Source organism: Caulobacter sp. UC70_42 (genome assembly GCF_044056025.1).
Taxonomy (GTDB): Bacteria; Pseudomonadota; Alphaproteobacteria; order Caulobacterales; family Caulobacteraceae; genus Caulobacter.
Genome location: NZ_CP171994.1, coordinates 865,173 through 889,316, shown reverse-complemented (window position 1 = coordinate 889,316; position 24,144 = coordinate 865,173). Strand labels below are relative to the sequence as shown.

Below are 24,144 nucleotides of genomic sequence, written 5' to 3'. Positions count from 1 at the left end.
CCGGACGCATGTTCACTTCTCTTTGAAAGCGCAACTTCCGCTTCGACCGCCGACGGCCGGACGCGGACCTAGGGCAGCGCCCGACCTTGAGCGTCGAAGCGTGTGATCGCGACCGTTCCGGCGGCATCGAGCGTGATGTTCAGTCGGCGGACGCCCTGGCTGTCGATCAGCACCACGCCCGAAGCCCCCTCGTTGTTCAGAAAGAGGTAGCTCGACGCCCCGCCCTCACGGTCGAACTTCACGTGGGCCCCCTTGTCGTCGACCTCCAGCGCCGCCTTCGGGCCGGTCGCCAGGGGGTTGGCCAGGCTTATGCTGGCGCGCCCGGCGCCATCGAGCGTGATGGCCAGGCCGTCATGGCCGTCGGGACGCATCATCTTGATCTGGGGCGCGCCTCCAGCAGCTGACATAACGATACGGTCGTGGCCCTCCGGATCGATGATTCTGAGCTCCTGTGTGACCACAGGCGGCGGCGCGGCTTGCATGGGGCGTCCTCGTTCGAAGGTCCGTCCGGCAATCCTCGATCGAGGGCCGGCGCCGTACACTGGGGAATTGCCGCAGGGCTGGCTTGTACCAATATCGCGCGAAATGGGGGGCTCGCGGCGTTCAGGAACCATGCGGGGCGCGGACGCCCTCGGCGATCGGGTCGCTGATCGACGGCGGAAAGCCGTCGGGCAGGGCGCTCAGCATCCCGTCCAGAGCCGGCGGGCCGGTCTCTCCCGCCGGCGTTCGGACCGGGAGAGGGATGAGCGCTACATCTTCTTCTTCAGCGGCAGCAGGTCCGGATAGACCGGGTCCCGCTTCTGCGCCTTGGCCGTGAAGGCCTCGGCCATGTGGGGACCAGAGAACATCCCCGTCTGCCAGGTGGCGATGTAGTCCAGGCTGTCGGCGATCGAGTGATCGCGGGCGTAGTTGATCATCACCTTGCTGCCGGCCACGGCGAGCGGCGACTTGCCGGCGATTTCCCGAGCCGTGGCCAGGGCGTGAGCGACGACCTCCTCGTGGGTGTCGAGCACCTCGTTGACGAGGCCGATGTCGCGGGCGCGCTGGGCGGGCAGGCGGCGGCCGGTATAGGCCAGCTCCCGCACCCAGCCCTCGGGAATCAGCTTGCACAGACGCGGGAAGGTGCCGACGTCGGCGGTCATGCCGATGTTGATTTCCTGGATCTGGAAGAAGGCGTCGGCGCTGGCGTAGCGGATGTCGCAGGCGCTGACGAAATCGACCGCCCCGCCGATGCAGCCGCCCTGGATGGCGATGATCACCGGCATCCGGGCCTTGTCCAGGCAGCTGAAGCTGTCCTGCAGCACGTGGACGAAGCGCCGGAAGCTCTCGGCGGCCACCCAGCGGTCGGCGTCCTGGCGGGCGGTGACGCCCTCGTCGTCCGTGAACACCGAAAGGTCCATGCCGGCGCTGAAGTGCTTGCCCGTCGAGGAGATGACGATGCAGCGGGCGCGCGCGTTGTCATCAATATCTTTTACAATCGCGGGAAGCTCGTTCCAGAAGGGCCGTGTCATGGTGTTCATGGCTTCGGGACGCTTCAACTGGATGTGCGCGACGCCGGCCTCGATCTCGACCTTGAAACAGCTATACTCGTTCTGATCGTGGCCACTCATGCCTGGCTCTCCCCCATGGATAGGTTTGATGATCGTTGATCACGGACTATCAACCGGGGCGAGGGCGACCACAACACTGACCTGACGGAAGAGGAACGCCGCCATGACCACCCGCAAGATTTCCGCCGCCCTGGCGATCGCCGTGACGGCCTCCAGCCTGGCCGCCGCACCCGTTCCGGCCCTGGCCCAATCGCGCGGCCTTAGCGGCCTGTTCGCCTGCGAAGGCTCGGGCGGCAAGCAGGAAGGCGGCGCCCTGATCGGCGCGGCGGCCGGCGCCCTGCTGGGCAACAAGATCGGCGGCAAGAACAAGACCCTGGGCACGCTGGTCGGCGCCGCCGCCGGCGCGGCCGCGGGCGGCTATATCGGCTGCCGCATGCAGTCGACCGACGCGGCCCTGGCCGAGCAGGCCACCAAGAAGGCGCTGGAGACCGGCGTCGCCCAGACCTGGTCCAACAGTCGCACGGGCAATTCGGGCCGCATCGCGGTGGTCTCGTCCAGCTACGGCCCGCCGATCGACGGCCGCGACCTGCGCTATTCGGCCGGCGTTCAGAGCCTGCCCAGCTTTGAAGCCGCCGGCGGCGCCTATGTCGCCAGTTCCACGGCCAACCTGCGCGCGGGCCCGTCGACCAAGGCCAAGGTGGTCGGCAAGATCGCGGCGGGCGAGAGCTTCGACGCCCTGGGCGTGGTCCCGACGGGCGGCTGGGTGCTGGTCGGTCGCGGCGGCTACGGCGTCGGCTACGCCGCCGCATCGCTGGTGCGCCCGTACGGCCAGCAGGTCGCCAGCTGCCGCGTGATCGACGCCTCGGTGTCAGGCGGCGGTCAGCGCGCCACCAGCCAGCGCTACAGCGCCTGCAAGGACGCGCGCGGCGAGTGGCAGGTGACCCAGGCCTAAGGGGCGTTCAGAGGTCGATGACCTCGCATTTCAGCGTCTGACGGATCCGGTCGGCGACGATCTGCCGGTGGCAGCAGTTCGGATCGTCCTCGTAGCAGAGCAGGGCGATCCGCCTGGTCTTGGCCAGGTCGGTCGCCTGGGCCAGGGCCAACTGGGCCTCGGGCTCTTCGAGATGGGCGTTGAAGATGGCGCGCATCTCGTCGGTGCGCCCGGCCCGCGCCGCATCCCGGCCCGCCTTCGGCGTGCCCAGCGGCCGCAGGTGCAGATAGTCGACGCCCTGGTCCTTGAGGCTGTTTCCCAGCAGGGTCTTTGAGAAGCCGGCCTTGCGCGAACTGGCCACGGCGCGGACGTCGACGACCAGCTCGACCTCGGCCGCCTTCAGCCGCGCGATCATGCCGCCCTGCGTGTCGGTTTCGTAGCCGATGGTGGCGAGCTTATTCATATCGCGAGGCTCCATGGACGCGGGGTCTCCGCCAGCCTACCTTAACGCCCATCAGTCCCAAGGGAGCCAAGTCGATGGACGCGGCCGTCTTTCGCGAACCTCGCAAGCGCTCCGTGGCCGTGCCCGGCGGCGAGATCGCGGCCCTGGAGTTCGGCCCCCAGGACCGGCCGATCGACGTGGTCTTCGTCCACGCCAACGGTTTCAACGCCCAGACCTATCGCGTGCTGCTGTCGCCGCTGGGCGCGGGCCTGCGGATCCTGGCCATCGACCAGCGCGGCCATGGCGACACCACCCTGCCCGCCAATCCCGAGGGCCGCCGGTCCTGGCGCGACCTGCGCGACGACCTGACCGGACTGCTCGACGTCCTGGACGGCCCGCCGTTGGTGCTGGCCGGCCACTCGATGGGCGGCACGGTCAGCCTGCTGGCCGCCGCCGAGCGTCCGGACCGGGTCAAGGGCCTGGTCCTGCTGGACCCGGTGATCATGCCGTGGCTGGCCACCCTCTACGCCAAGGCGCCGTGGACCTCGGGCCGTCTCTGGAAGCACATGCCCCTGGTCCAGTCGGCCCTCCGCCGCCGGGCCGTGTTCGACGACCGCGAGCAGGTGTTCGCCGGCTACAAGGGTCGCGGGGCCTTCAAGACCTGGCCGGAGACCATGCTGGCCGACTATGTCGCCGGCGGCTTCGTCGCCCGCGACGACGGCAAGGTCGAGCTGGCCTGCGCGCCGGCGTGGGAGGCCTCGAACTACGCGGCCCAGGCGCATGATCCCTGGCGGGCGGTGAAGCGGGTCAAGGCGCCCGTGCGCATCCTCAAGGCCGAGAAGCACTCGACCTGCATGGCCGGCGACGGTTTCGCGCGGCGGGGCCGGGACGTGAAGATCGAGACGATCGCGGGAACCAGCCACTTCCTGCCCATGGAACGGCCGGACGTGGTGCGCGACGCGCTGTTCGACATGGCGACACAATAGGAACTGTCATCCCGGCCAAGCGCGTAGCGCGCCGAGCCGGGACCCAGGGGCCAATGGCCGGGCGGTGACTCCTGGGTCCCGGACAGCCTCTGCGAGGCTTTCGGGATGACAAGAATGGGGCTTAGAGGCTGAGCCCCTCCACCTCATGCGCCGCAAGGGCCGCTCGCGCCGCGTCCGTCACCGGCACCACCTTGCGCGCATCGAGGTCGAAGGTGATCGCTACGGCTTCCGAGGTTCCCCACGGCTGCCCCGTCGCCGGGTCCAGCATCCAGTGGGCCATGCGCATGGTGCGGGCGTCCGTGCCGATCAGGCCGGAGCGGAGCTCGACGCGGTCGCCGGGCCGGGGCCATGCCAGGTAGACGATCCGGTACTCCAGGACCGCGCCCCCGTACCGCGAGGGCCTGGAGTCCGCGTGGTCGACCACGACGTCGCGGAACGGGTGGATGAACGCGCCGATGCCGTCCGAGACCCGGCCGATGAACTGCTCGGCGCGCATCCTTCCGTACACGTCGCAATCGGATGGCAGCAGGCCGCCCAGGCCGATCCGGGTGAGGCTCAGGGCGTCGGCGCGCTCCAGGCTGGCGGTCGGGGCGAACGGCGACAGGTCGATGCTGCGCGCGCGGGCCTTCTCGGGGATCGTGACCTTCAGCGCCTCGGCGCGCTGATGGGCGATCCTGGGCCAGGGGAACGGCTGGCCTTCGCGCGGGGTGGCGTGGACCACGGTGGTCTGGAAGGTCGCGGCCAGTTCGCCCGAGGCCGGGTGGATCAGCAGCTGGAGGAGCCTGGCCTCGGTCTCGCCCATCTCGATCACCCCGCCCAGCATGGTCAGCGGCGCGCCGGCGTGAGCTTCGCGCAGGAAGCGGATGTGGTGTTCCTTGACCAGCAGCGTGGCGTTGGCGTGGGGCGAGAAGGCCTGGGGCATGCCCAGTTCGGCGGCCAGGCCGATCAGGCCCTCCTGGGCGCGGACCACGTAGTGGCGCACGTTCATGTGCCCCATCTCGTCGCAGTCCCAGGTGTTGACGCCTCCCCGCCAGATCTCGACGCCGGGGAGGGTCTCAGCGGTCGTCATGGCGTCTCTCGCACGGTGTTGAACAGCCGTTCGAGCCTAGCGGTGTTCGACGAAGCTTGGCTAGCTTAACGCTTGCCCGAGTTCTTGAAGGTGTCGCCGACTTCCTTGGCGTCGCCGCCGTCGGGCCCGGCGCGCTTGCGCGATTCCTCGCCGGTCTTCTCGACCGCCTTCTTGCCGCCGAGCGCGGTGAAGTCGCCCAGCGGTTCGGCCTCGTTGGCCTCGCGGCCATCGGTATTGGGTTGGTCGGCCATGACGATCTCCTCGCGGTTCGAGGAGACAACCGGGCTGGGCGTGACCTAGTTCCGGCAGTCCGCGCAGAGGCCGTGGGCCTCGATGGTCACGGCGGTCAGGGCGTAGCCGGCCGCGGCGCCGGCGGCGATGATCTCGGCGCTGGCCTTGGGCTCGATCTCGCGGGTCGCGCCGCAGCAGTCGCAGATCAGGAACGCGGCGGCGTGACCGTCGGCCTCCTTGCGGCAGGCGACATAGGCGTTGAGGCTCTCGATCCTGTGAGCGAACCCCTGCTTCTCCAGGAAGTCGAGGGCGCGGTAGACGGTCGGCGGCTTGGCCGGCGGGCCGTCGCCCCCGAAGGTCGAGATCAGGTCATAGGCCTTCACCGGCTGGCCGGCTTCCAGCAGCAGCTCCAGCACCCGGCGACGCGGGGCCGTCAGGCGTTGTTCGGCGGCCGCGCACCGGGCCTCGGCCGCCTCGAGCTCGGCCGCGAGGCTCGCGCCGGCGACGCCGTGATTATGGTGATCGTGTCCGCAAGGAGAGCCGTGGGCCATGGCCAACAGGTAGAGGCCACGGCTCTCCAGCGCAACCTTCGCCTAGTACGGGGACTTGGCCACCAGCGCGCTCTCGGCGTCGCACTGGGCTGGGGCGGTCGCGGCCTTGCGGGCTTCCGCGATCTCCTCGCGCACGCCGTCGACGTCGTCGCGGAAGGCCTTGGAGCCGTGCAGGGCCGCGACCAGCGCCGCGCCGTTGGTGCGGCCAGCCTCGACCGCGCTGTTGTTGTGCACGCCGCAGACAAGGCGGCTTTCCCCGAAGGCGCGGGCCCGGGCCAGGATCGGCGTGGCGTGGGCCGGATCGGCCTCGGCCAGGATCAGGCCGACAGTCCAGCCCCAGGTGGTGTGCCCCGACGGATAGTCCGGACTCTGGGCCAGGCCGTCCGTCTTGTCGACGCAGATCGGGCCCTCGTCGATCAGGTAGGGGCGCTTGCGCTGGTAGAGGTCCTTGGGCTTGTTGACCGCGTCGATCACGTCGAAGCGCAGCTTCATCAGCAGGGCGGTGGTCTTTGGCAGCTTTTGCGGGTCGGGCGTGAAGCCCAGGGCGCAGGCGAAGTCGCCGATGATCTTGCGCTCGTCGACATCGTTCTGGGCCAGGGTCCAGCGCGGGGTGTCCTTCAGGCCCCGCGTGGCCAGGAAGATCTTGCGGTCGTTCTCGTAGCGCGCCTCGCCTTCCTTGGGCGCCGGCGGCAGGATCTTGGAGGTGTCCAGCGCGCCCGGCGGCAGGTAGCCCTTCTGCGCGGGGGTCTCCTGGCGGGCGAAGGCCATGCCCGAGACCGCGAGGCCCGAGGCGGCGATGGCTAGGGCGGCGCCGGCGGCGAGAGCGAGCTTGAAGCGCATGAAGACAGGTCCCGAACAATGATGCGGCGGACCCTGACTCCCAAGCGTGACACTCGCAAGGCCGCGACTAGAGCAGCGGCGCGCTCAGCAGGTTGGCCTCGGCGGTGCAGCGGGCCGGATCGGGCGGCGAGGCCTGGGCGCGGGTGGCGTCCAGCTCGGCCCGCACGCCGGCCAGGTCGTTCTTGAAGGCCTCCGAGCCCCACAAGGCGGCGAACAGGGTCTCGGCGTTCTTGCGGCCGGCCTCGACCGAGCTGGCGTTATGAACGCCGCAGATCACCCGGCTCTCGCCGAAGGCCCGGGCGCGGGCCAGGATGACCTCGGAGCGGTCCGGCGCGACCTCGGCCAGCAGCAGGCCCACGGTCCAGCCCCAGGTGGCGTGGCCTGATGGGTAGTCCGGCGACAGCGAGAAGCCGAGGCCGGGCTTGATGCACAACGGCCCGCCCTGCGACCGGAAGGGGCGGGCGCGAAGGTACTTCATCTTCGGGCCCGACACTGCCGGGCGCACGTCGCGGCTCATCCGCAGCAGCATGGCGGCCAGCTTGGGGTTCTTCTCGCGGGTCGGCGTGTAGCCCAGCGCGCAGGTGAAGGCGGCGAGGACGTTCTCCTCCTCGTCGTCGGCCTTTGCGATCGTCCAGCGCGGCGTGCCTTCCAGCTTGCGGGTGGCCAGGAAGATCTGGCGGTCCTTCTCGGCCTCCGGCGAGCCCTTGGCCGGCGGCGGGGCCAGATGATCGCGCGCGTCGAACTGGGCCTTGGTCAGGTAGCGGCCCGCCGGGGCGGTGTCGCCGCCGAGCGTGGCGCAGCCCGTGAGGGCGACAAGGGCGGCCAAGGCCAGAATACGCATATGAAAAAGGGCCCCCGGAGCAATTCCGGGGACCCTGCATTTTCACTGGAGTCGGATCAAGCTTACTTGCCGAACAGCTTGTTCCAGCGCGGCTTCTCGCGGCCCTTCCAGGCTTCGCGGTGATAGGCGTCGCTGGCGATCAGCGGCACCACCGTGGTGGCTTCGGCGAAGACCATCTGTTCGTAGGTGGTCGAGACCTTGCCCCACGAGGCGGCTTCCTTCAGCGTCGACGACGAGCAGGCGCCGTCGCGGACGTCGGCCACAGTGATCTGGACGGCGTACTTGTGCATGTCGGCCTCGACGCCGAGGATCTCGGCGCAGACGACGGTGTCCTGGGCGAAGTTCTTCGGCACGCCGCCGCCGACCATGAACAGGCCCGTGGTGCCGGCCGCGATCTTGATGTCGGTCAGTTCGCGGAAGTCCGCGACCGCGTCGATCATCAGATAGGGCTGCTTGGCGGCGATCTTTTCCTTCTGGTGCTTGACCAGGCCGAAGCCGGCCGAGCTGTCGACGAAGGCCGGGCAGAAGATCGGCACGCCTTCTTCATAGGCGGTCTGGATCAGCGAGCCGGGCTTCTTGGCGTTGCCTTCGCTCAGCCACTTGCCCATTTCCCAGATGAACTCGCGCGAGGAATAGGCGCGCGGCTCCAGGCGGTTGCAGATCTCCAGGATCGTGTGATCGCAGTTCTGCAGCTCTTCTTCGTCGATATAGGTGTCGTAGATGCGGTCGATGTAGTTGTCGCGCAGCACGTTGTCGTCGACCGGGCCGGCGGCCTGATAGTGCTTGAAGCCCAGGGCTTCGAAGAAGTCCATGTCGACGATCGAGGCGCCGGTGGCGACCACGGCGTCGATCATGCCGTTCTTCACCATGTCGCGGTAGACGTGCATGCAGCCGCCGGCCGAGGTCGAACCGGCCAGGATCAGCCAGGGCGAGCAGCCCTTGTCGGCCAGGGCCATGTTGAAGATGTCGGCGGCGCGCGCGGTGTCGCGGCTCGAGAACGACATCTTGCGCATGGAGTCGATGATCGGACGGGCGTCGAACGACGTGATGTCGATGTGCTCGACGACGGTCTGCAGCAGTTCGGCCTTGGTGTTGTTCGGAACGGGAGCGTTCATGACAGAGGATCCTCTGAAGGTGAGCGCCCGTCGTGTCCCGCGAGCACGCCGGGACGGAGCGACCGGCGAGGGGATTGGTTGCAAGGGCGCGCTATATAGAAGGTTTGCGACGATTATCGAGTCCCAATCGCGGTTTCCGTCTTTTCCCGCCGCGCGCGTCGCCGACGCGTCACGGCCGGCGCGGCCAGCAGGGCGGCGACGACCAGCAGCGCGGCCAGGGTCACGGCGTTGCTGGCGCGCTCCACCGGCGTCGCGGCCTGGCGGATGCGGTAGACGTGACGGCCGGCCTGGGCCTGGAACGACACGAAGCGCGTCGCGCCGATCGGCTGGGCCTGGAGCGGCGTCTTCTGGCGGCCGTCGACGCGCTCGGCGCGCCAGCTGGGGAAGTAGAAGCGCTTGACCGTCACCGTGGTCGGGGCCGGCAGGTCGAGATCCATGGCCACGCTGCCGTCCGGGAAGCCGCTGGCGGCCAGCACCTTGCCGCCGGCCTCGCCCAGCGCCACCAGCGGCTGGCCGGGGAAGGCGTTCAGCAGGTCGTGGTCGTCGAAGGCGGGATAGACGGGATAGCCGGCGGGCAGGTGCTCGTTCGGCGCGCGGCCGGCGGCGATCAGGGCCTCGCCGCCCGGGTCGACGGGGATGGTGGTTACCGCGCGCAGGCCGGGCCAGGCCAGGACCAGCAGCCAGCCCGCGAGCACCGCCGGGACCACCATCAGCGCCGCCAGGCGACGGGGGGCGGCCGGACACGGCGGCCAGACAGACGGCGGCCACGGCGGCGGCCTCGCTGACCACGATGATGCGATAGGCGAACTGCACCTGCGACAGCGGCTGGACCTTCCACACCCAGGGCAGGGCGTGCAGGACGGTGGCCAGCACCGCCACCGCGCCGAACAGCATCGCTGGAACGGCCGTGCGGCGCCGCGGGGCGTCGATCGCGGCCAGCAGGGCGGCCAGGCCGGCCGCGCCGGCGCACCAGCTGGACAGGGCGATCTTGGTCATGAAACCGCCGGCCGGCCAGCGGCTGAAGGCCAGCAGGCTCCAGCCGTCGGTGTCGCCGCCCCACAGCCAGACCAGTTGGGCGTCCTTCTGCATCAGCAGGGCCGGACCCAGATAGACGGCCGCCAGGGCCAGGCCCAGCACGCCGCCGGCCAGGCAGCGCGCGGCGACGGCGATCCGGTCGGCCGGGGCGGCGGTCCACACCCGCCAGCCGACGACCGCCGGAATGATGATCAGCGTGACCAGCAGGGCGCTGGGCAGGTGCGACAGGATCAGGGCCGCGTAGCTCAGGGCCAGGAGCGCGATCCCCCCGGCTCTGCGAGGCGGCGCGCTCCAGCCCCAGCAGCAACCAGGGCAGGACGGCGTAGGCGGTGACCTCGGCGAAGGCGCCCCGGAAGTAGAAGTCGATCGTGTGATAGGGCGCCAGCATGTAGGCGACCGCGCCGATCAGGGCCCAGCGGTCGCCGGCGCGGCCGCGCAGCCAGGCGAACATGCCGCCGCCCGAGGCCAGCAGCAGCAGGAAGTTCGCCCAGGCCGTCACCTGCAGGGCGTTCAGCTTGTGCAGGGTGACGAAGTCGACCACGGCGGCCACGTAGAAGGCCATCGGCGGGTAGTAGTAGAACGACGGCGCGCCCAGGCCCTGGAAGGCTCCGGGCAGCCAGCGCGGCGGCAGCTCGCCCCGGCGCAGGGCCTCGATGAACTCGTGAACCCAGACGGTGTTGTAGACCACGCTGTCGCTGGGACCCGCGCCCCGGACCAGGGTCGAGCCCACCAGCAGCAGAGCGGTCAGCAGCAGGGTGGCCAGGACGATGACCGGACGCGGCTGGCGGCCCGATGGAGCGTCGGTCGCGTGCTCGGATTCCGAGATCGTGGTCATGCCTGCTCCGCCGGATTCGAGCGGTTCGTGTGTCGGACGCGCGTGGAAAAGTCCAGCCGCAATCTCAGGCTGAAAAGTCGGGCCGAAACGAAAGAGGCCAGGGACAGGCCCTGGCCTCCGGATCGTTGCGGCGTCCGCGTCTAGCGGCGCCGCTTGCGCTTGCCGGCCGCGCCCTTGGGTCGCGAGAAGCGGACGATCTTGCGCTCCTCGTTCTCCTGGCGGACCGCCGGGATCGAGCGCTTGGCCAGGCCGTACATCGAGGCCATCGGCGCGTCCTGCACCTCGGCGGTCTCGTTGTCGCCGAAGCCGTTGAAGCGGGTCGACATGGCCACGCCATAGGCGCCCAGCATGCCGATCTCGATATAGTCGCCCTCGTCGACGCTTTCCGGCAGGTAGAACGGGCCGGGCATGTGATCGACGCTGTCGCAGGTCGGGCCGTAGAAGCGGAAGGGCTTGAGACCCTCTTCGACCACTTCTCCGTTCTTGCGGTACAGCTTGACCGGGAAGGGCCACTTCATGTGCGCGGCGTCGAACAGCGAGCCGTACGACCCGTCGTTCAGATACAGCGCGTCGCCCTTCTTCAGCTCGACCTTGACCAGCAGCGACGAGGCCTCGGCCACCAGGGCGCGGCCCGGCTCGCACCACAGTTCGGTGGTCTCGTGGACCATCATCTCGGCGAAGCCGCGGTCGATGGCCGCCAGGTACTCGGAGAGATCCGGCGGGACCATGCCCGGATAGATCGACGGGAAGCCGCCGCCGACATCGACGACATCGGCCAGCACGCCGGCGCGAACCAGGGCGCGCGAGGCCTGGGCCATCGCGGCCTGATAGGCCGTCGGGCGCATGCACTGGCTGCCGACGTGGAAGCTGAGCCCCATCAGGTCCTGGGTGGCGCGGCGCGCGGCCAGCAGCAGGCCCGGGGCGTTGTGCGGCTCGACGCCGAACTTGCCCGACAGGCTGTAGGCCGCGCCCTCGGCCTGCACGCCCATGCGGACGATCAGGTTGAGGTCCTTGGCCTGGCCGGTGGCGTCCAGGATCTTGGCCAGCTCTTCGTGGGTGTCGAACGAGAAGGTCTTCACGCCGTGGTCGAAATAGGCGGCCGAGATGGCCACCCGGCTCTTGACCGGATGCATGAAGGCCATGCGCGAGCCCGGGGCCTCGTTGGCCACGAGTTCGATCTCGTTCAGCGACGCGACGTCGAACGACCGCACGCCGGCCTGCGCCAGCTCGCGGATCACCCACGGCGAAGGATTGGCCTTCACCGCGTAGAAGACGTCGCCTTTAAATTCGGACTGGAACCAGCGCGCCGCTACCGACACCGCGTCCGGTCGCACGAGTGCGACAGGACGTTCCGGTGACCGCTCACGGACCAGGTCCAGGGGAGTATGGTACGTGTGCAATTCACGTAGACCCCTGCAGAAGTTAAACCCAGGCCGGCGTTAGCAGCGCTTATGAGGACTTCGGGTCCGCCGGAGCGAGCGAGATAGGGGCAATGGTCGGGGATGTAAAGTCCCTTTTGCGGCCCCGTTTGAGACCAAACGATCCAGGGGCGCGCGTCAGGCGAAAGTATGGGCGGTTTCGCCGCGGAACGCGCTCCAGACAAGAAAAACGGGGCCCATTGTCCGTCCCGGATGGCTTGATCCGAACCCGATAAGAGGCTCGGGCCGTCACAAATCCATTGCTTACCTGGCCCAAACCGGAGAACGCATTTCCCAAGCACCGAAACCACGTTAAGGATTCGCCCCGACCATGACGTCGGACCCTGTTCTCTCGATCCGCGCCGCCTCCAAGACCTTCGGGTCTCGCCGTGCGCTGGACACCGTCTCCCTCGACGTCAATCGAGGCGAGATGATCGCGCTCATCGGGCCTTCGGGCTCGGGGAAATCCACGCTCCTTCGCTCCATCGACGGCCTGCAGACCATCGATGCCCCAAGAGAAGGCGAAGAGGGCGGCCACATCGAGGCCTTCGGCGGTCCGGTGCAGGCCAAGGGCCGGGTGTCGGGCGAGGTGCGCAAGGCGCGCATCCGCATCGGCTTCATCGCCCAGCAGTTCAACCTGGTCGGCCGCCTGTCGCTGTTCAGCAACGTGGCCCTGGGCTCACTGGGCCGGATCCCGTTCGTCCGGGGCCTGTTCGGCCAGTGGCCGAAGGAAACGCGGGAAGCGGCCATGGCGGCCCTGGCTCGGGTCGGCGTCGCCGACTATGCCGGCCAGCGCGCCAACACCCTGTCGGGCGGCCAGCAGCAGCGCGGCGCCATCGCCCGGGCCCTGGTCCAGAAGGCCAAGATCATCCTCGCCGACGAGCCGGTCGCCTCGCTCGACCCCGTCTCGGCGCGCAAGGTCATGGAGATCCTGCGTGATCTCAATCAAAGCGACGGCCTGACCGTTGTCGTCACCCTGCACCAGGTGGACTACGCCCTGCGCTACTGCGACCGGGTCGTGGCCCTGAAGGCCGGCAAGAAGGTCTATGACGGCCCGGCCTCCGGCCTGAAGCGTGAAAAACTCATCGATATCTACGGCCCGGAATTCGAAGACGTGTTCTGGGAAGGAGCTCCCCAATGATCAGCCGCCGCTCGGCCCTCGTATTCGCCGCCGGCCTGTCGGCCCTGGCCCTGGCCTCGTGCGGCCAGAAGTCCGACGCCCCGGCCGCCAAGGACACGGTCACCTTCTCGATCCTGTCGACCGAGTCCGCCCAGAACATGGAAGGTTACTGGAAGCCGATCCTGGCCGACATGGAGAAGCAGACCGGCCTGAAGGTGAAGCCGTTCTTCTCGTCCAACTACTCGTCGCTGATCGTGGCCATGGGCGCCAAGCAGACGGATTTGGGCTGGTTCTCGAACCAATCGGGCCTGGAAGCCGTGCGCCGCTCGAACGGCGAGGTCTTCGCCCGCACGTTCGATCCGTCGGGCACCGACGGCTACAAGTCGGTGATCATCGTCCCGGCCGCCAGCAAGGTCCAGACGATCCAGGACCTGCTGAAGTGCGACAAGTCGCTGAACTTCGGCATCGGCGACAAGAAGTCGACCTCGGGCACCCTGGCCCCGATGACCTATGTGTTCATCCCGGCCAACAAGAAACCCGAAGAGTGCTTCAAGACCGTGATCAGCGCCAACCACCAGGCCAACCTGTTCGCGGTGGCCAACGGCAAGCTGGACGCGGCGACCAACAACTCGACCGCCATCAATCTCTCCAGGGCGCGCGGCGAGGGCGTCACCGACCGTATCCGGGTGATCTGGGAGTCGCCGACCCTGCCGGAGGACCCGATCGTCTGGCGCAAGGATCTCGACCCGGTGGTGAAGGAAAAGCTGCGCCAGTTCTTCCTGACCTACGCCCAGGGCGACACGCCGGCGGCGCAGCAGCAGCGCGGCTATCTGAAGAAGCTGTCGATCGGCGGCTTCAAGCCGGCGGATGACACCCACCTGCTGGTGGTGCGCGAAATGGAAGCCACCGAGCAGCTGGGCCTGGCTCGCGAGTCCGGCGACCAGGCCAAGATCGCCGCGGCCCAGAAGACGCTGGAGGGCGTCAAGGCCGAACGCGTCGCCGCCGAGGGCAAGGCGGGCGTCGCCGCGACGCCGGCCAACTGAGGTCCTCGATGAGCGACGCCGCCAAAAGTGATGGGGCCATCCCGGCGCCGCCCAAGCGCTCGGCCTCGGCCCTGGCCTTCGACGTCCTGCTCTGGGGCGGGGTGATCCTGCTGCTGATCGTCAGCTTCAGGCCGGCCGAGATCGACAAGTTCCCGCAGCTGTTCACCGACACCGAGCGGACCAGCGGCTTCGCCAAGCTGTTCTTCAAGCCGTTCACCGATCCCAAGCTCTTCATGTCGATGGAGTGGGGCCTGTTCATCGGCAAGATGTGGCAGACCATCCAGATGGCGTTGTGGGGCACGGCGCTGGCGATCATCGCGGCCATCCCGCTGGGTCTGCTGGGCGCGCGCAACATCGCGCCGGTGTGGATTCAGCAGCCGGTTCGCCGCCTGCTGGACCTGATCCGCTCGATCCCCGACCTGGTCGTGGCCCTGATCTTCATCACCGCCGTGGGCCTGGGGCCGTTCGCCGGGGTGATGTCGATCATGTTCAACACCGGCGGCGTGCTGGCCAAGCTGTTCGCCGAGGCCGTCGAGTCGATCGACAAGGCCCCGGTCGAAGGCGTGCGCGCCACGGGCGCGGTGAAGCTGCAGGAGATCGTCTGGGGCGTGATCCCGCAGGTGGCGCCACTGTGGACCAGCTACGCGCTCTACCGCTTCGAATCGAGCGCCCGCGCCGCCACCGTGCTGGGCATCATTGGCGCGGGCGGCATCGGCCAGATCCTGTTCGACTCGATCAACGCCTTCCAGTTCGACCAGACCGGCTGCATCGTGCTGGTCATCGTCGTGGCGGTGTCGATCATCGACCTGCTGTCGCAAGTGATCCGTACGCGGCTGCTCTAGCCGCCGATCCTTCGTTCCGGCCCGATCAAAAAACCCGGGCGCGCCAGCCAAACGCTGGCGCGCCCGTCGCGTTTCCGACGTTCCGCGCGGAGCCGGAGCGTGGCGCCTTTTGGGCTTCGATCCTCAGTATTGGGTGGAATATTCATCGAGATCATACAGCTGTTTCATGTATCGAAATGAAACAGATAACGCCGATATCTCATTTCTGAAACTTGTCCAGATCAAGACGTTTTGTTTCTGTGTCGTAACGTTTTGTGTCTGGGTTCGCGCGGCGGGCGAATGCGTTCGGATATTCTGAGTTGAGCCGGCGTGGCGCAAAATTATCACGTCTTAAAACATACACGGTGGCGTCACTGAACCATCACTGCATGCGGACTATCCCCCCGGCCAACCAAACAGGGGTACCTCCAAATGCGTAACTATTTCGGTGGGGCGGCGCTCGTCGCTCTGATGGTCGCCACGGCTTCGACCGCCTACGCCGCCGATCCCGCGCCCGATGCGGATGGCACGGCGCTGGAGCAGGTCGTCATCACGGCCACCAAGCGTGAAACCAACCTGCAAACCACGCCGATCGCGGTGTCGGTGCTGAGCGCCACGGCCATGGCCGACCGCCACGCCGAGAGCCTGATCAGCCTGATGGACGGCGCCATCCCCTCGCTGCGCGTCGCCACCTTCGAAGCCCGCCAGTCGGCCCTGACTGTCGGCATCCGCGGCATCGTCCCGTTCGACGCCAACCAGACCGCCCGCGACCAGGGCGTCGGCGTCTATATCGACGGCGTCTATCTGGGCCGTCAGCAAGGCCTGAACGTCGCCCTGCTGGACCTGGAGCGCGTCGAAGTGCTGCGCGGCCCGCAAGGCACGCTGTTCGGCCGTAACACCGAAGGCGGCGCTGTCAGCATCGTCTCGAAGGGGCCGTCGGGCGTGGCCGGCGGCCGCATCGTCGCCGGCGTCGGCAACTACGGCGCCTACACCGCCGAGCTGCACCAGGACTTCCAGGAGTTCAACGGCCTGTCGATCAAGGTCGACGGCCTGCTGCAACACCAGGATCCGACCGTGAAGAACCCGATGTCGGGTCAAGCCGGCTGGAACCAGTACGACCGCAAGGGCGGCCGCATCCAGGCCCTGTATCGCCCGAACGACAAGTTCAGCGCCCTGGTCGCCGTCGACTACGCGAAGGACGAGAACACCCCGTTCTTCAGCCAGCTGATCAACTACAACCCCTATGGCAAGCGCGTCCGCACCCTGGCTGAAGTCCAGGCCACGGCCAGCGCTCCGGCCGGCACGATCAACCCGCTGGCCTCGCTGGTGAAGGTCCACACCGACCGCCAGAAGGTCTCGGACATCGGCACCGTCCAGCAGCCCAGCGTCGACGAGACCGGCGGCGCGATGATGACGCTGAAGTACAACGTCTCGCCGAACCTGCAGCTGCGCTCGATCACGGCGGCCCGCGCCGTCGCGACGAACCAGTGGGACAACTCGGGCATCGAAGCCCGCAACGTCTTCGCCCCGAACGCCAACTTCGGCCGCTACAGCCTCTCGGACCTGTATCAGAACCAGTACAGCCAGGAATTCCAGGCGGTCGGCGACTTCGGTGACACCTTCCAGTACGTCGCCGGCCTGTACTACTTCAAGGAACACGCCAAGGAATCGGCCGCCACGCCGTTCACCAACCAGTGGAACGCCGACGGCACCGCCTACACCATCCGCTCGTCGGCGGGCACGTCGAAGGCCGCGGCCGGCACCGCCGGCTGGGAGCGCGGCACGCGCTTCCTGACCCGCGCCTCGGAAGCCGACGCCGAGAGCTACGCCATCTACGGCCAGGGCACCTACACCCCGGCCACGATGGAGAAGCTGCACCTGACGGTCGGCGGTCGCTACACCAAGGACAAGCGCGACGGCACGCTCTACATCGTCAACGGCAAGGCCACGAACTTCACGTTCACCTACGACAAGGGTCGCTTCGACCCGCTGGTCAACCTGGCCTACGACGCGGCTGAAGGCGTGAACCTGTACGCCAAGTTCTCGACCGGCTATCGCGCCGGCGGCGCCAACGACCGTTCGCAGACCTTCCAGGCGTTCGACGCCGAAAAGGTCAAGGCGTACGAGATCGGCGCCAAGATGGACTTCCTCGACAACCGCGTCCGTCTGAACCTGGCCGCCTACGCCATGAACCGCGACGGCACCCAGATCGACTTCGACAACGTCGACACCACCCCCGGCAGCCCGACGCAAGGCGCGCACACCGAGGAGACCCGCAATGCGCCGGGCACCTCGAAGATCCGCGGCTTCGAAGCTGACCTGACCGCCCAGGTCACCAGCCAGATCCAGGTCGGCGTCTCGTACGCCTACACGGACGTCAAGGTGCCGGCCGCGCCGTTCCCGTTCACCGGCAACGCCGACGTCCCGCAGGGCACGCCGTTCCCGGTCAACGTGGTCTACACGCCGCCGAACGCCGCCTCGGCCTATATCGACTTCAAGCAGCCGGTGGGTTCGATGACGTTCAAGGCGCACCTGGACGCCAACTACGCCGACGCCCAGTACTCGTTCCAGACCGAGTTCGCCGACGTTTCGCCGACCGGCAAGCTGGTCCAGAACGTCGCCGTGAAGGGCGACAGCAGCTTCATCGTCAACGGCAACCTGACCCTGGCCGACATCACGATGGGCGACGCCGGTTCGGCCAGCCTGTCGCTGTGGTCGCGCAACCTGCTGAACGAGTCGCACATCTACCGCATCTCGGCCGCCAACCGCGGCACGATCGGCGACTACGCCAACTTCAACCCGCCGCGCACCTACGGCATTGAACTGCGCGTGAAATACTAGGCCCGACGTGACGAAGGGCGGCTCGGCGACGGGCCGCCCTTCCGACATCCGGGAGGGGGAGGGATACGGGTTTCCGGTCTCTATCCCCCGCCCCGGAGACCGGATCTTCTGCTTTATTCCCGTGATTTTCCCATGTTGCCGCCGTGACACAGTTTAGCCGGCGAACAACAGTTGTTGCGCGGCTGTCACAAATCATTGGCGGAACCGTCATGGCCCCCCGGTAAGCCCGCGACTGTCCTGATCCCGTCCTTCATCGGGCGAGAGAGGCAGGGGCACTTCAAGGGGAAACTTCACAATGAGCATCAAGACCTCGCTGGTCGCCGGTTCGGCGCTGGGCGTCGCGTTTGCTCTGAGCCTGGGCGTCGCGGCCCAAGCCCAGGACATGGCCTACAAGTGGAGCGGCGCGCCGCAGTTCTCGAACGACGACACGATGTTCAAGTTTCGGGGTCGTATCCTGGTCGACTACGTCAATCAGGACGTGAGCCGGGATGGCCCCGGCGGCGACTACAAGACCAGCAACTGGCGCGGTCGCCAGGTGTTCCTGGGCGTCGAAGGCAAGCTGAACAACTACTTCGCCTACAAGGCCGAAGGCGGCTGGGTGAACGGCGGCTCGGCCTCGTGGGACGACGTCGTCATCGAGTACAAGCCGAACGAACAAGTTTCGCTGCTGTTCGGGAACATCAAGGCCGCCGGCCTTGAGAACCTGACCTCGACCCGCTTCACCACCTTCATGGACCGTGGTCCCTACGGTGACTTCGGCGTCGACAGCTACCTGCTCAGCGCGGTCGCCAAGTACCAGGGCTTCAACTACTCGGCCACGTTCGCCGTCCAAGGCAACAGCATCAACTCCGCCGACGTCGCCAACGCCGGCGCCGACAGCAAGGAGCGCTTCGGCCTGACGGCGCGCGGTCACTTCGCCCCGATCAACACCGATACCGACAAGCTGCACGTCGCCCTGTCGTATCGCTACCGCAACCGCGGCGACGAGAACGCCTTCGCCTATACCGGCCGCACGACGACCGCCTACAGCAACGGCACCACGTTCTACACCACGGGCGGCATCGGCAACCGGGACAAGACCCTGGCCGTCGAAGGCGCCTATGTCCACGGCCCGTTCTCGATCCAGGGCGAGTACTCGAACATCGACGTCACCCGCCAGAACCCGGCCGTCGTCGGCGACGATCCGAAGGTGAAGGTCGGCTACGCGTTCGTGTCGTTCTGGCCGACCGGCGAGATGCGCAACTACGACGCCGCCGCCGGTGAGTTCAAGCGTCCGAAGATCCTGAACCCGGTCACGGCCGGCGGCATGGGCGGCCTGGAACTGGCGGTTCGCTACGACTACGCCGACCTGAGCGACGCCTACGACACCCTGAAGGTCAAGCCGGCCACCTCGCAAGCCGGCAAGTACACGGGCTGGACCCTGGGCGTGAACTACTACCCGACCTCGTACGTCCGCTTCCAGGCCAACTACACCGACGGCAAGTCGGACAATGTCGGCCTGAACCAGGACTACGACATCAAGCAGTTCCAGCTGCGCGCTCAGCTGGACTTCTAAGACACCCAGTTTTCGGGCGGACCCTCGGGTCCGTCCGACCTCCTTTGCTTCATTCCCTTAGGAAATGACCATGAAGAAGCTCCTGTCCTGCGCGGCCGCCGCCGTCGCCCTGTCGGGCCTGGCCGCCGCTCCCGCCCACGCCGCCCGCGACTATGTGTGGGCCGCCGGTTCGTCGACCGTGTTCCCGTTCGCCACCCGCACGGCCGAGAACTTCGCCAAGAAGTCGGGCAAGAAGGCTCCGAAGATCGAAAGCCTCGGCACCGGCGGCGGCATCAAGCTGTTCTGCTCGGGTAACGGCGAAGGCTTCCCGGACATCGCCAACGCCTCGCGTCCGATGAAGAAGTCCGAGTTCGACGCCTGCGCCGCCAAGGGCGTCAAGGACATCATCGCGATCAAGATCGGCTTCGACGGCATCGTCGTCGCCACCGACAAGGACGGCGCCGACTACAACTTCAAGACCGAGAACCTCTACATGGGTCTCTCGAAGCTCGTGTATAAGAACGGCCAGTTCATCCCGAACCCGAACAAGAACTGGGACGACGTGGCCGGCGGCCTGCCGGGCAACCGCATCCAGGTCTACGGCCCGCCGCCGACCTCGGGCACCCGCGACGCCTTCGTCGAGCTGGCCATCGAGGCCGGCGCCCGCAAGTATCCGACGCTGGACGCCATCCGCTCGGACAACGAAAAGAAGTTCAAGGCCCAGGTCGACCCGCTGCGGAGCGACGGCTGGATCGACGCCGGCGAAAACGACAACGCCATCGTCGGCACCCTGACCAAGACCCCGGGTTCGCTGGGCGTCTTCGGCTGGTCGTACCTCGAAGAGAACATGGACAAGATCAAGGGCGCCTCGGTCAACGGCGTGCGTCCCTCGGCCCAGACCATCTCGGACGGCTCGTACCCGCTGTCGCGCACCCTCTTCATCTACGTGAAGAAGGCCAACATCGGCGTCACCCCGGGCCTGGAAGAGTTCCTGAAGGAGTTCACCTCGGACGCCGCGACGGGCCGTGGCGGCTACCTGCAAGGCCGTGGTCTGATCCCGCTGCCTCCGGGCCAGCACGAAGCCCAGAAGGCGGCCGTGGCCAACAAGACCACGATGGCGCGTCCGGCTTCCTAAGCCGGCGCCGGTCGGGTTAGACCAAGACAGACGCCGTGGTCCTATGGGCCGCGGCGTTTTTCTTTGTATAGTGGGCCGCGCCGGGTCTCCCCATGCCCGCGCCGCGGTCGCCGTCCGGGCCCGCGTCCTTGACCCTGCAGGGCCATGATCCTCGTCGCGCTCGCCGTCGTCTTTCTCCTCGTTCTGTTGAACGGGGTCTTTTCCATGTCCGAACTGGCCGTCGTCTCGGCCCGCAAGGCCCGTCTGCAAGGCTTCGCCGAGCGGGGGGATCGAGGCGCGAAGCTGGCCCTCGACATGGCCGAGCACCCGACGCGGTTCCTGTCGGCCGTCCAGGTCGGCATCACCCTGATCGGCATCTTCGCCGGCGCCTACGGCCAGGCCACCATCGCCAGCGCGCTGGACACATGGGTGGAGACCACCCTCCCGGCCCTGGCCAAATATTCCGAGGCCATCGCCACCACGATCGTGGTCATCGGCCTGACCTATGTCTCGGTGATCCTGGGCGAACTGGTGCCCAAGCGCCTGGCGCTGATGTTCCCCGACGTGATCGCCCGCCGCATGTCGCCGTTCCTGGCGATCGTGGCCACGGTGCTGCGCCCGTTCGTGACCCTGCTGACCGTCTCCACCGCCGCCGTGCTGAAGCTGATGGGCGTGCGCGACGAGCGCAATAGCGGCATCACCTCCGAGGAGGTCGAGACCGTCCTGGCCGAGGGCGCCGACGCCGGCCTGATCGAGCCCGAGGAGCGGGCGATGATCAACGAGGTGCTGCGCCTGGGCGACCGTCCCGTCCGCGTGGCCATGACCCCGCGCCGCGACCTCTTCTGGGTGTCCCTGGCCGACAGCCCCGAGCAGGTGCTGACCGAGATCCGCGCCAGCGCCCACTCGCGCATCCTGGTCGCCACCGACGACGATCTGGACGGCGGGGTCGGCGTGGTGCTGAAGAAGGACCTGCTGGACGCCTGCCTGTCGAACGAGCCCCTGGACCTGAAGGCCCACGTCCAGCAGCCGATCGCCATCCCCGAGACCATGTCGCTGCTCAAGGCCCTGGGGGTGTTCAAGCAGACCAGCCTGCACATGGCCCTGGTCGTCGACGAGTTCGGTTCGCTGCAGGGCGCGATCACGCCCCTGGACCTGCTGGAAATGATCGCCGGCGACTTCCCGGAGGATCACGAGGACGACGAGAAGCGCTTCATCCGTCGCGAGGACGGCAGCTGGCTGATCGACGCCCGCCTCGACATCCAGGAACTGAACGATCACCTGGGCGAGAACTTCGAGGCCGATGGCGGCTATCACACCGTCGCCGGTCTGATCCTGGACCGCCTGGGCCGCATACCCGAGGAGGGGGAGCACGTCGCCATCGGCGCCTTCGACATCGAGATCGTCGACATGGACGGTTCGCGGATCGACAAGGTCATCCTCAAGCCCGGCAAGCCCAGGAAGGGCCCCCTGGAGGGGTAGGGCCATTCCAGCGTCGCGATCTTGAGGCGCCCAGGACCGGTTCTGGATCTCAAGGCGCGTCGCCGCCCTTGCCCAACCGGCTGATCGACCGTTCCTGGAGCACCCGATGCTTTTCCGTCATGTCATGGCTCTGGCCGCCTTGGTCGCTTTCGCCTTTTCAGCGCCGGCCGGCGCCGGCGACTACGGCTTCAAGGACCTCTTGCGCGAGCCTGGCGCGCCGCGCGGGGGGGCGGCGGACGCGGACGTCGTGATCGTGATGTACGCCGACTACAACTGCGGCTACTGCAAACGCATGGAGCCGGTGCTGGCCAACGCGCTGAAGGCGGACCGCCGCCTGGCCGTGGTCCACAAGGAGTGGCCGATCTTCGGCGACGTGTCCGAGTACGCGGCGCGGGTGGCCCTGGCGGCGACCTATCAAGGCCGGTACGACGCGGTGCATCGGGCCTTCATGCTCTCGCCCACGCGGCTGAGCGACAAGGACATGGTCGAGACCGTCGCCAGGCAGGCCGGCGTCGACGGGGCCAGGCTGGCGAGGGACCTGAAGGCCCACGGCCGCGACATCGACGCCATCCTGGCGCGCAACGCCCGCGAGGCCGGCCTCCTGGCGCTGCAAGGCACGCCGGGCCTGGTGATCAACGGCTATCTGATCCGCGGCGCGCTTTCGGAGGACCAGTTGAAGGACCTGATCCCGAAGATCCGCGCGGCGCCGCCGCCGGCCGCCTAGGTGAAGGGGAGTGGGCGCTGCTGAGCCGGGCGTCCGCAAGCGGCCCCGAATCCTCGTCGTCATCCCGCGCTTCATGCGCGGGGCTCATGGTTCAACTTCAACGTAAGAGCCTTCTTCCGCTCCGCACCCGCGGCGGACAGATGGGCCCCGCGCATAAGCGGGGGATGACGGGCTTGTGGCCGGGGGCTGATTTCCCCCTCCCGACCATAGCGACTTTAGAACCCCTCTCTCATAGAGAGAGGAGGGGCCCGCCGCGAAGCGGTGGGAGGGTGAGAGGTTACATCCTGTCCGAACGAAGCACCGCGAGAATGTCATCCGCCGTCCCGCCAGGATCTGTAAGGACCCGCTCATTGCGGACCCTCAGGACGACATAGCCGTATAGCTCCAGCGTCTGAGTGCGGCGCTCGTCATAGTCTTCGCGGCCTTCATGCGAGGCGCCGTCCAATTCGACGATAATCTTCGCCGCCTCGCAGACGAAGTCCGCGAAGTAGCGATCGATCGTGACCTGTCGCAGGAACCGGAACCCACCCAGGCGGCGATTGCGAACGAGGCCCCAGAGCACCTTTTCGGCCAGCGTCTGGTCCCGGCGAAGGCGGCGGGCATTGGAGAGCTTGTCCATAACAAGAGCATGGGCTCAGCCCTCGCGGCCGCTCAACGGAAGGAATCGGGATTTTCCGGTGGGCGATGAAACCTCTCACCCTCCCACCGCCTCCGGCGGCGGGCCCCTCCCTCTCTCTATGAGAGAGGGGTTTGTTTGGGGGGCGATTCCACCCTTGTCCGCCCCTTCAGGCGTCTGCTTGTGGTTAGGATGACCTAGTCGGCCACCACGACGGATGGGTGCAAGTCGAGGACATGAAGACCCGCCTTCCTCACCAGATCAGCGACGGCGACGGTGTTGCTTCTCTCCCGGAAAATGAACCAGTGCGTGAGATCCCAGCCAAAGAGGAGGCGCGCTTCGTACTGATGAAAGTACAGCTCATCCGAGGATTTGTAGCGCAGCCCCCTGCGAACGATATTTCGCCATTTGGAAGAGGTCTCGCTCACCCGCTGAAGCCCATCCGGAAAGCGGATCAAGGAGACTCCGCCCTTCGCCATGCCATCGAGAAGTGTCAGGAACCGGTCTTCCGTCTCAAGGTAGTCGGCGGCGAAACCCTTCTCCCTGGCCTCGCCGTATGAAAGAAACGGGGTCGTGTTGATAAATTCGTCTTCCGTGAGCCAATGGTCGAATACCGACACAGGCATGCCGATCAATCGAAGGGCTTTGGCTTCGTCTGGAATACTGTCTTCGAACTGGTGAAACGTGACCATTCGCGGATGATGCTCGGTCGCGTGAAGTCCGACAACCACCCGTTGCGGAGCCCGGTCGCCCGGTGCGATATCGGAGCGATCAGGAGTCGCCCATGACCCAAGACCCCGTGAAGGGACCGGCGTCCTATTTTCCGTCGATCGAGAAGAAATACGGCCAGCCGATCGCCCATTGGCAGCAGATCGTGCGGGACGGCTATCCCGCCAGGCACATGGACCTGGTCGCGATTCTGAAGGATGAGCACGGCATGGGCCATGGCCACGCCAACGCGGTGGTCGCGCACACCTTGGCGCAGGATGGTCTGAAGTAGCGCCAGGA

The 24,144-nt window shown here is 67.4% G+C and carries 25 protein-coding genes; 11 read left to right on the top strand and 14 right to left on the bottom strand.

The annotated features are described in order from the left end of the window. Positions 1 to 68: 68 nt before the first annotated feature. Both ACHMW8_RS04555 and ACHMW8_RS04550 read right to left on the bottom strand, forming a co-directional pair. On the bottom strand, positions 69 to 482 hold the full coding sequence (locus ACHMW8_RS04555) for a hypothetical protein (protein WP_395444882.1): 414 nt from the start codon (positions 480 to 482) through the stop codon (positions 69 to 71). A 267-nt stretch (positions 483 to 749) separates the two neighbouring features. Next, complete coding sequence (locus ACHMW8_RS04550) at positions 750 to 1,610, bottom strand: crotonase/enoyl-CoA hydratase family protein (protein ID WP_125155180.1); 861 nt, start codon at positions 1,608 to 1,610, stop codon at positions 750 to 752. 103 nt (positions 1,611 to 1,713) lie between these two features. On the opposite strand from ACHMW8_RS04550, the gene ACHMW8_RS04545 reads away from it, so the two are divergent. Next, positions 1,714 to 2,502, top strand: a complete 789-nt coding sequence (locus ACHMW8_RS04545) for an SH3 domain-containing protein (protein WP_125155181.1) — start codon at positions 1,714 to 1,716, stop codon at positions 2,500 to 2,502. Positions 2,503 to 2,509: 7 nt separating this feature from the next. Here the strand turns inward: ACHMW8_RS04545 and ACHMW8_RS04540 are convergent, their stop codons facing one another. Continuing rightward, positions 2,510 to 2,944, bottom strand: coding sequence for a DUF488 family protein (locus tag ACHMW8_RS04540; protein WP_395444881.1), 435 nt, complete (start codon positions 2,942 to 2,944; stop codon positions 2,510 to 2,512). A gap of 74 nt (positions 2,945 to 3,018) precedes the next feature. Here ACHMW8_RS04540 and ACHMW8_RS04535 point away from each other — a divergent pair, with 74 nt between their 5' ends. Next, on the top strand, positions 3,019 to 3,909 hold the full coding sequence (locus tag ACHMW8_RS04535; RefSeq protein WP_125155183.1) for an alpha/beta fold hydrolase: 891 nt from the start codon (positions 3,019 to 3,021) through the stop codon (positions 3,907 to 3,909). A 121-nt stretch (positions 3,910 to 4,030) separates the two neighbouring features. Here ACHMW8_RS04535 and ACHMW8_RS04530 read toward each other — a convergent pair whose 3' ends face one another. The 9 genes from ACHMW8_RS04530 to ACHMW8_RS04490 all read right to left on the bottom strand — a co-directional run bounded on the left by ACHMW8_RS04530 (position 4,031) and on the right by ACHMW8_RS04490 (position 11,826). Beyond that, positions 4,031 to 4,978 (bottom strand): thioesterase family protein, encoded by a 948-nt coding sequence (locus ACHMW8_RS04530; protein ID WP_395444880.1) that lies wholly within the window; start codon positions 4,976 to 4,978, stop codon positions 4,031 to 4,033. Between the two features lie 65 nt (positions 4,979 to 5,043). After that, positions 5,044 to 5,229: a hypothetical protein gene (locus ACHMW8_RS04525; protein WP_395444879.1), complete on the bottom strand. Its 186-nt coding sequence runs from the start codon at positions 5,227 to 5,229 to the stop codon at positions 5,044 to 5,046. 45 nt (positions 5,230 to 5,274) lie between these two features. Beyond that, the gene (locus tag ACHMW8_RS04520) at positions 5,275 to 5,760 is read right to left on the bottom strand and encodes a Fur family transcriptional regulator (protein WP_125155822.1); all 486 of its coding nucleotides are present in this window, start codon (positions 5,758 to 5,760) and stop codon (positions 5,275 to 5,277) included. 42 nt (positions 5,761 to 5,802) lie between these two features. After that, on the bottom strand, positions 5,803 to 6,600 hold the full coding sequence (locus tag ACHMW8_RS04515) for a phosphatase PAP2 family protein (protein ID WP_395444878.1): 798 nt from the start codon (positions 6,598 to 6,600) through the stop codon (positions 5,803 to 5,805). Positions 6,601 to 6,667: 67 nt separating this feature from the next. After that, positions 6,668 to 7,441, bottom strand: coding sequence for a phosphatase PAP2 family protein (locus ACHMW8_RS04510; RefSeq protein WP_395444877.1), 774 nt, complete (start codon positions 7,439 to 7,441; stop codon positions 6,668 to 6,670). 62 nt (positions 7,442 to 7,503) lie between these two features. Continuing rightward, entirely contained in the window at positions 7,504 to 8,556 is a 1,053-nt protein-coding gene (locus tag ACHMW8_RS04505) for a deoxyhypusine synthase (protein WP_125155188.1), read from the bottom strand. 113 nt (positions 8,557 to 8,669) lie between these two features. Beyond that, positions 8,670 to 9,266: a hypothetical protein gene (locus ACHMW8_RS04500; protein ID WP_395444876.1), complete on the bottom strand. Its 597-nt coding sequence runs from the start codon at positions 9,264 to 9,266 to the stop codon at positions 8,670 to 8,672. Then, a complete protein-coding gene (locus ACHMW8_RS04495) occupies positions 9,266 to 10,426 on the bottom strand; it encodes a 6-pyruvoyl-tetrahydropterin synthase-related protein (protein WP_395444875.1) in 1,161 nt (386 codons plus the stop codon). Before ACHMW8_RS04495 ends, ACHMW8_RS04500 begins: the two co-directional genes overlap by 1 nt. A gap of 140 nt (positions 10,427 to 10,566) precedes the next feature. Beyond that, positions 10,567 to 11,826 carry a type III PLP-dependent enzyme gene (locus ACHMW8_RS04490; protein WP_395444874.1) on the bottom strand — a complete coding sequence of 420 codons (1,260 nt, stop codon included), beginning with the start codon at positions 11,824 to 11,826 and terminating at the stop codon, positions 10,567 to 10,569. 349 nt (positions 11,827 to 12,175) lie between these two features. Between ACHMW8_RS04490 and phnC the strand changes: the two genes are divergently transcribed. The 8 genes from phnC to ACHMW8_RS04450 all read left to right on the top strand — a co-directional run bounded on the left by phnC (position 12,176) and on the right by ACHMW8_RS04450 (position 22,520). Continuing rightward, entirely contained in the window at positions 12,176 to 12,985 is an 810-nt protein-coding gene (gene phnC / locus ACHMW8_RS04485) for a phosphonate ABC transporter ATP-binding protein (RefSeq protein ID WP_395444873.1), read from the top strand. Continuing rightward, a complete protein-coding gene (phnD, locus tag ACHMW8_RS04480; RefSeq protein WP_125155192.1) occupies positions 12,982 to 14,007 on the top strand; it encodes a phosphate/phosphite/phosphonate ABC transporter substrate-binding protein in 1,026 nt (341 codons plus the stop codon). Before phnC ends, phnD begins: the two co-directional genes overlap by 4 nt. An 8-nt stretch (positions 14,008 to 14,015) precedes the next feature. Then, entirely contained in the window at positions 14,016 to 14,849 is an 834-nt protein-coding gene (phnE, locus tag ACHMW8_RS04475) for a phosphonate ABC transporter, permease protein PhnE (protein WP_125155193.1), read from the top strand. A gap of 411 nt (positions 14,850 to 15,260) precedes the next feature. Next, on the top strand, positions 15,261 to 17,669 hold the full coding sequence (locus tag ACHMW8_RS04470) for a TonB-dependent receptor (RefSeq protein ID WP_125155194.1): 2,409 nt from the start codon (positions 15,261 to 15,263) through the stop codon (positions 17,667 to 17,669). Between the two features lie 295 nt (positions 17,670 to 17,964). Then, complete coding sequence (locus ACHMW8_RS04465) at positions 17,965 to 19,224, top strand: OprO/OprP family phosphate-selective porin (protein ID WP_125155195.1); 1,260 nt, start codon at positions 17,965 to 17,967, stop codon at positions 19,222 to 19,224. A 70-nt stretch (positions 19,225 to 19,294) separates the two neighbouring features. Continuing rightward, positions 19,295 to 20,338, top strand: a complete 1,044-nt coding sequence (locus tag ACHMW8_RS04460; protein WP_125155196.1) for a substrate-binding domain-containing protein — start codon at positions 19,295 to 19,297, stop codon at positions 20,336 to 20,338. A 144-nt stretch (positions 20,339 to 20,482) separates the two neighbouring features. Further along, entirely contained in the window at positions 20,483 to 21,796 is a 1,314-nt protein-coding gene (locus ACHMW8_RS04455) for a hemolysin family protein (RefSeq protein WP_395444872.1), read from the top strand. 106 nt (positions 21,797 to 21,902) lie between these two features. After that, positions 21,903 to 22,520 (top strand): DsbA family protein, encoded by a 618-nt coding sequence (locus ACHMW8_RS04450; protein ID WP_395444871.1) that lies wholly within the window; start codon positions 21,903 to 21,905, stop codon positions 22,518 to 22,520. 277 nt (positions 22,521 to 22,797) lie between these two features. On the opposite strand, the gene ACHMW8_RS04445 is transcribed toward ACHMW8_RS04450, so the two are convergent. Continuing rightward, positions 22,798 to 23,139: a DUF559 domain-containing protein gene (locus tag ACHMW8_RS04445; RefSeq protein ID WP_395444870.1), complete on the bottom strand. Its 342-nt coding sequence runs from the start codon at positions 23,137 to 23,139 to the stop codon at positions 22,798 to 22,800. A 194-nt stretch (positions 23,140 to 23,333) separates the two neighbouring features. Continuing rightward, the gene (locus tag ACHMW8_RS04440) at positions 23,334 to 23,828 is read right to left on the bottom strand and encodes a hypothetical protein (protein ID WP_395444869.1); all 495 of its coding nucleotides are present in this window, start codon (positions 23,826 to 23,828) and stop codon (positions 23,334 to 23,336) included. A gap of 92 nt (positions 23,829 to 23,920) precedes the next feature. On the opposite strand from ACHMW8_RS04440, the gene ACHMW8_RS04435 reads away from it, so the two are divergent. Beyond that, positions 23,921 to 24,136 carry a DUF4287 domain-containing protein gene (locus ACHMW8_RS04435; RefSeq protein ID WP_395444868.1) on the top strand — a complete coding sequence of 72 codons (216 nt, stop codon included), beginning with the start codon at positions 23,921 to 23,923 and terminating at the stop codon, positions 24,134 to 24,136. Positions 24,137 to 24,144 lie beyond the last annotated feature (8 nt).

Excerpts from the sequence above, each read along its gene's own strand:
- ACHMW8_RS04555 (WP_395444882.1), bottom strand. The coding sequence starts at position 482 with ATGCAAGCCGCGCCGCCGCCTGTGGTCACACAGGAGCTCAGAATCATC.
- ACHMW8_RS04550 (WP_125155180.1), bottom strand. The coding sequence starts at position 1,610 with ATGAGTGGCCACGATCAGAACGAGTATAGCTGTTTCAAGGTCGAGATC.
- ACHMW8_RS04545 (WP_125155181.1), top strand. The coding sequence starts at position 1,714 with ATGACCACCCGCAAGATTTCCGCCGCCCTGGCGATCGCCGTGACGGCC.
- ACHMW8_RS04540 (WP_395444881.1), bottom strand. The coding sequence starts at position 2,944 with ATGAATAAGCTCGCCACCATCGGCTACGAAACCGACACGCAGGGCGGC.
- ACHMW8_RS04535 (WP_125155183.1), top strand. The coding sequence starts at position 3,019 with ATGGACGCGGCCGTCTTTCGCGAACCTCGCAAGCGCTCCGTGGCCGTG.
- ACHMW8_RS04530 (WP_395444880.1), bottom strand. The coding sequence starts at position 4,978 with ATGACGACCGCTGAGACCCTCCCCGGCGTCGAGATCTGGCGGGGAGGC.
- ACHMW8_RS04525 (WP_395444879.1), bottom strand. The coding sequence starts at position 5,229 with ATGGCCGACCAACCCAATACCGATGGCCGCGAGGCCAACGAGGCCGAA.
- ACHMW8_RS04520 (WP_125155822.1), bottom strand. The coding sequence starts at position 5,760 with ATGGCCCACGGCTCTCCTTGCGGACACGATCACCATAATCACGGCGTC.
- ACHMW8_RS04515 (WP_395444878.1), bottom strand. The coding sequence starts at position 6,600 with ATGCGCTTCAAGCTCGCTCTCGCCGCCGGCGCCGCCCTAGCCATCGCC.
- ACHMW8_RS04510 (WP_395444877.1), bottom strand. The coding sequence starts at position 7,441 with ATGCGTATTCTGGCCTTGGCCGCCCTTGTCGCCCTCACGGGCTGCGCC.
- ACHMW8_RS04505 (WP_125155188.1), bottom strand. The coding sequence starts at position 8,556 with ATGAACGCTCCCGTTCCGAACAACACCAAGGCCGAACTGCTGCAGACC.
- ACHMW8_RS04500 (WP_395444876.1), bottom strand. The coding sequence starts at position 9,266 with ATGGTGGTCCCGGCGGTGCTCGCGGGCTGGCTGCTGGTCCTGGCCTGG.
- ACHMW8_RS04495 (WP_395444875.1), bottom strand. The coding sequence starts at position 10,426 with ATGACCACGATCTCGGAATCCGAGCACGCGACCGACGCTCCATCGGGC.
- phnC (WP_395444873.1), top strand. The coding sequence starts at position 12,176 with ATGACGTCGGACCCTGTTCTCTCGATCCGCGCCGCCTCCAAGACCTTC.
- phnD (WP_125155192.1), top strand. The coding sequence starts at position 12,982 with ATGATCAGCCGCCGCTCGGCCCTCGTATTCGCCGCCGGCCTGTCGGCC.
- phnE (WP_125155193.1), top strand. The coding sequence starts at position 14,016 with ATGAGCGACGCCGCCAAAAGTGATGGGGCCATCCCGGCGCCGCCCAAG.
- ACHMW8_RS04470 (WP_125155194.1), top strand. The coding sequence starts at position 15,261 with ATGCGTAACTATTTCGGTGGGGCGGCGCTCGTCGCTCTGATGGTCGCC.
- ACHMW8_RS04465 (WP_125155195.1), top strand. The coding sequence starts at position 17,965 with ATGAGCATCAAGACCTCGCTGGTCGCCGGTTCGGCGCTGGGCGTCGCG.
- ACHMW8_RS04460 (WP_125155196.1), top strand. The coding sequence starts at position 19,295 with ATGAAGAAGCTCCTGTCCTGCGCGGCCGCCGCCGTCGCCCTGTCGGGC.
- ACHMW8_RS04455 (WP_395444872.1), top strand. The coding sequence starts at position 20,483 with ATGATCCTCGTCGCGCTCGCCGTCGTCTTTCTCCTCGTTCTGTTGAAC.
- ACHMW8_RS04450 (WP_395444871.1), top strand. The coding sequence starts at position 21,903 with ATGCTTTTCCGTCATGTCATGGCTCTGGCCGCCTTGGTCGCTTTCGCC.
- ACHMW8_RS04445 (WP_395444870.1), bottom strand. The coding sequence starts at position 23,139 with ATGGACAAGCTCTCCAATGCCCGCCGCCTTCGCCGGGACCAGACGCTG.
- ACHMW8_RS04440 (WP_395444869.1), bottom strand. The coding sequence starts at position 23,828 with ATGGTCACGTTTCACCAGTTCGAAGACAGTATTCCAGACGAAGCCAAA.
- ACHMW8_RS04435 (WP_395444868.1), top strand. The coding sequence starts at position 23,921 with ATGACCCAAGACCCCGTGAAGGGACCGGCGTCCTATTTTCCGTCGATC.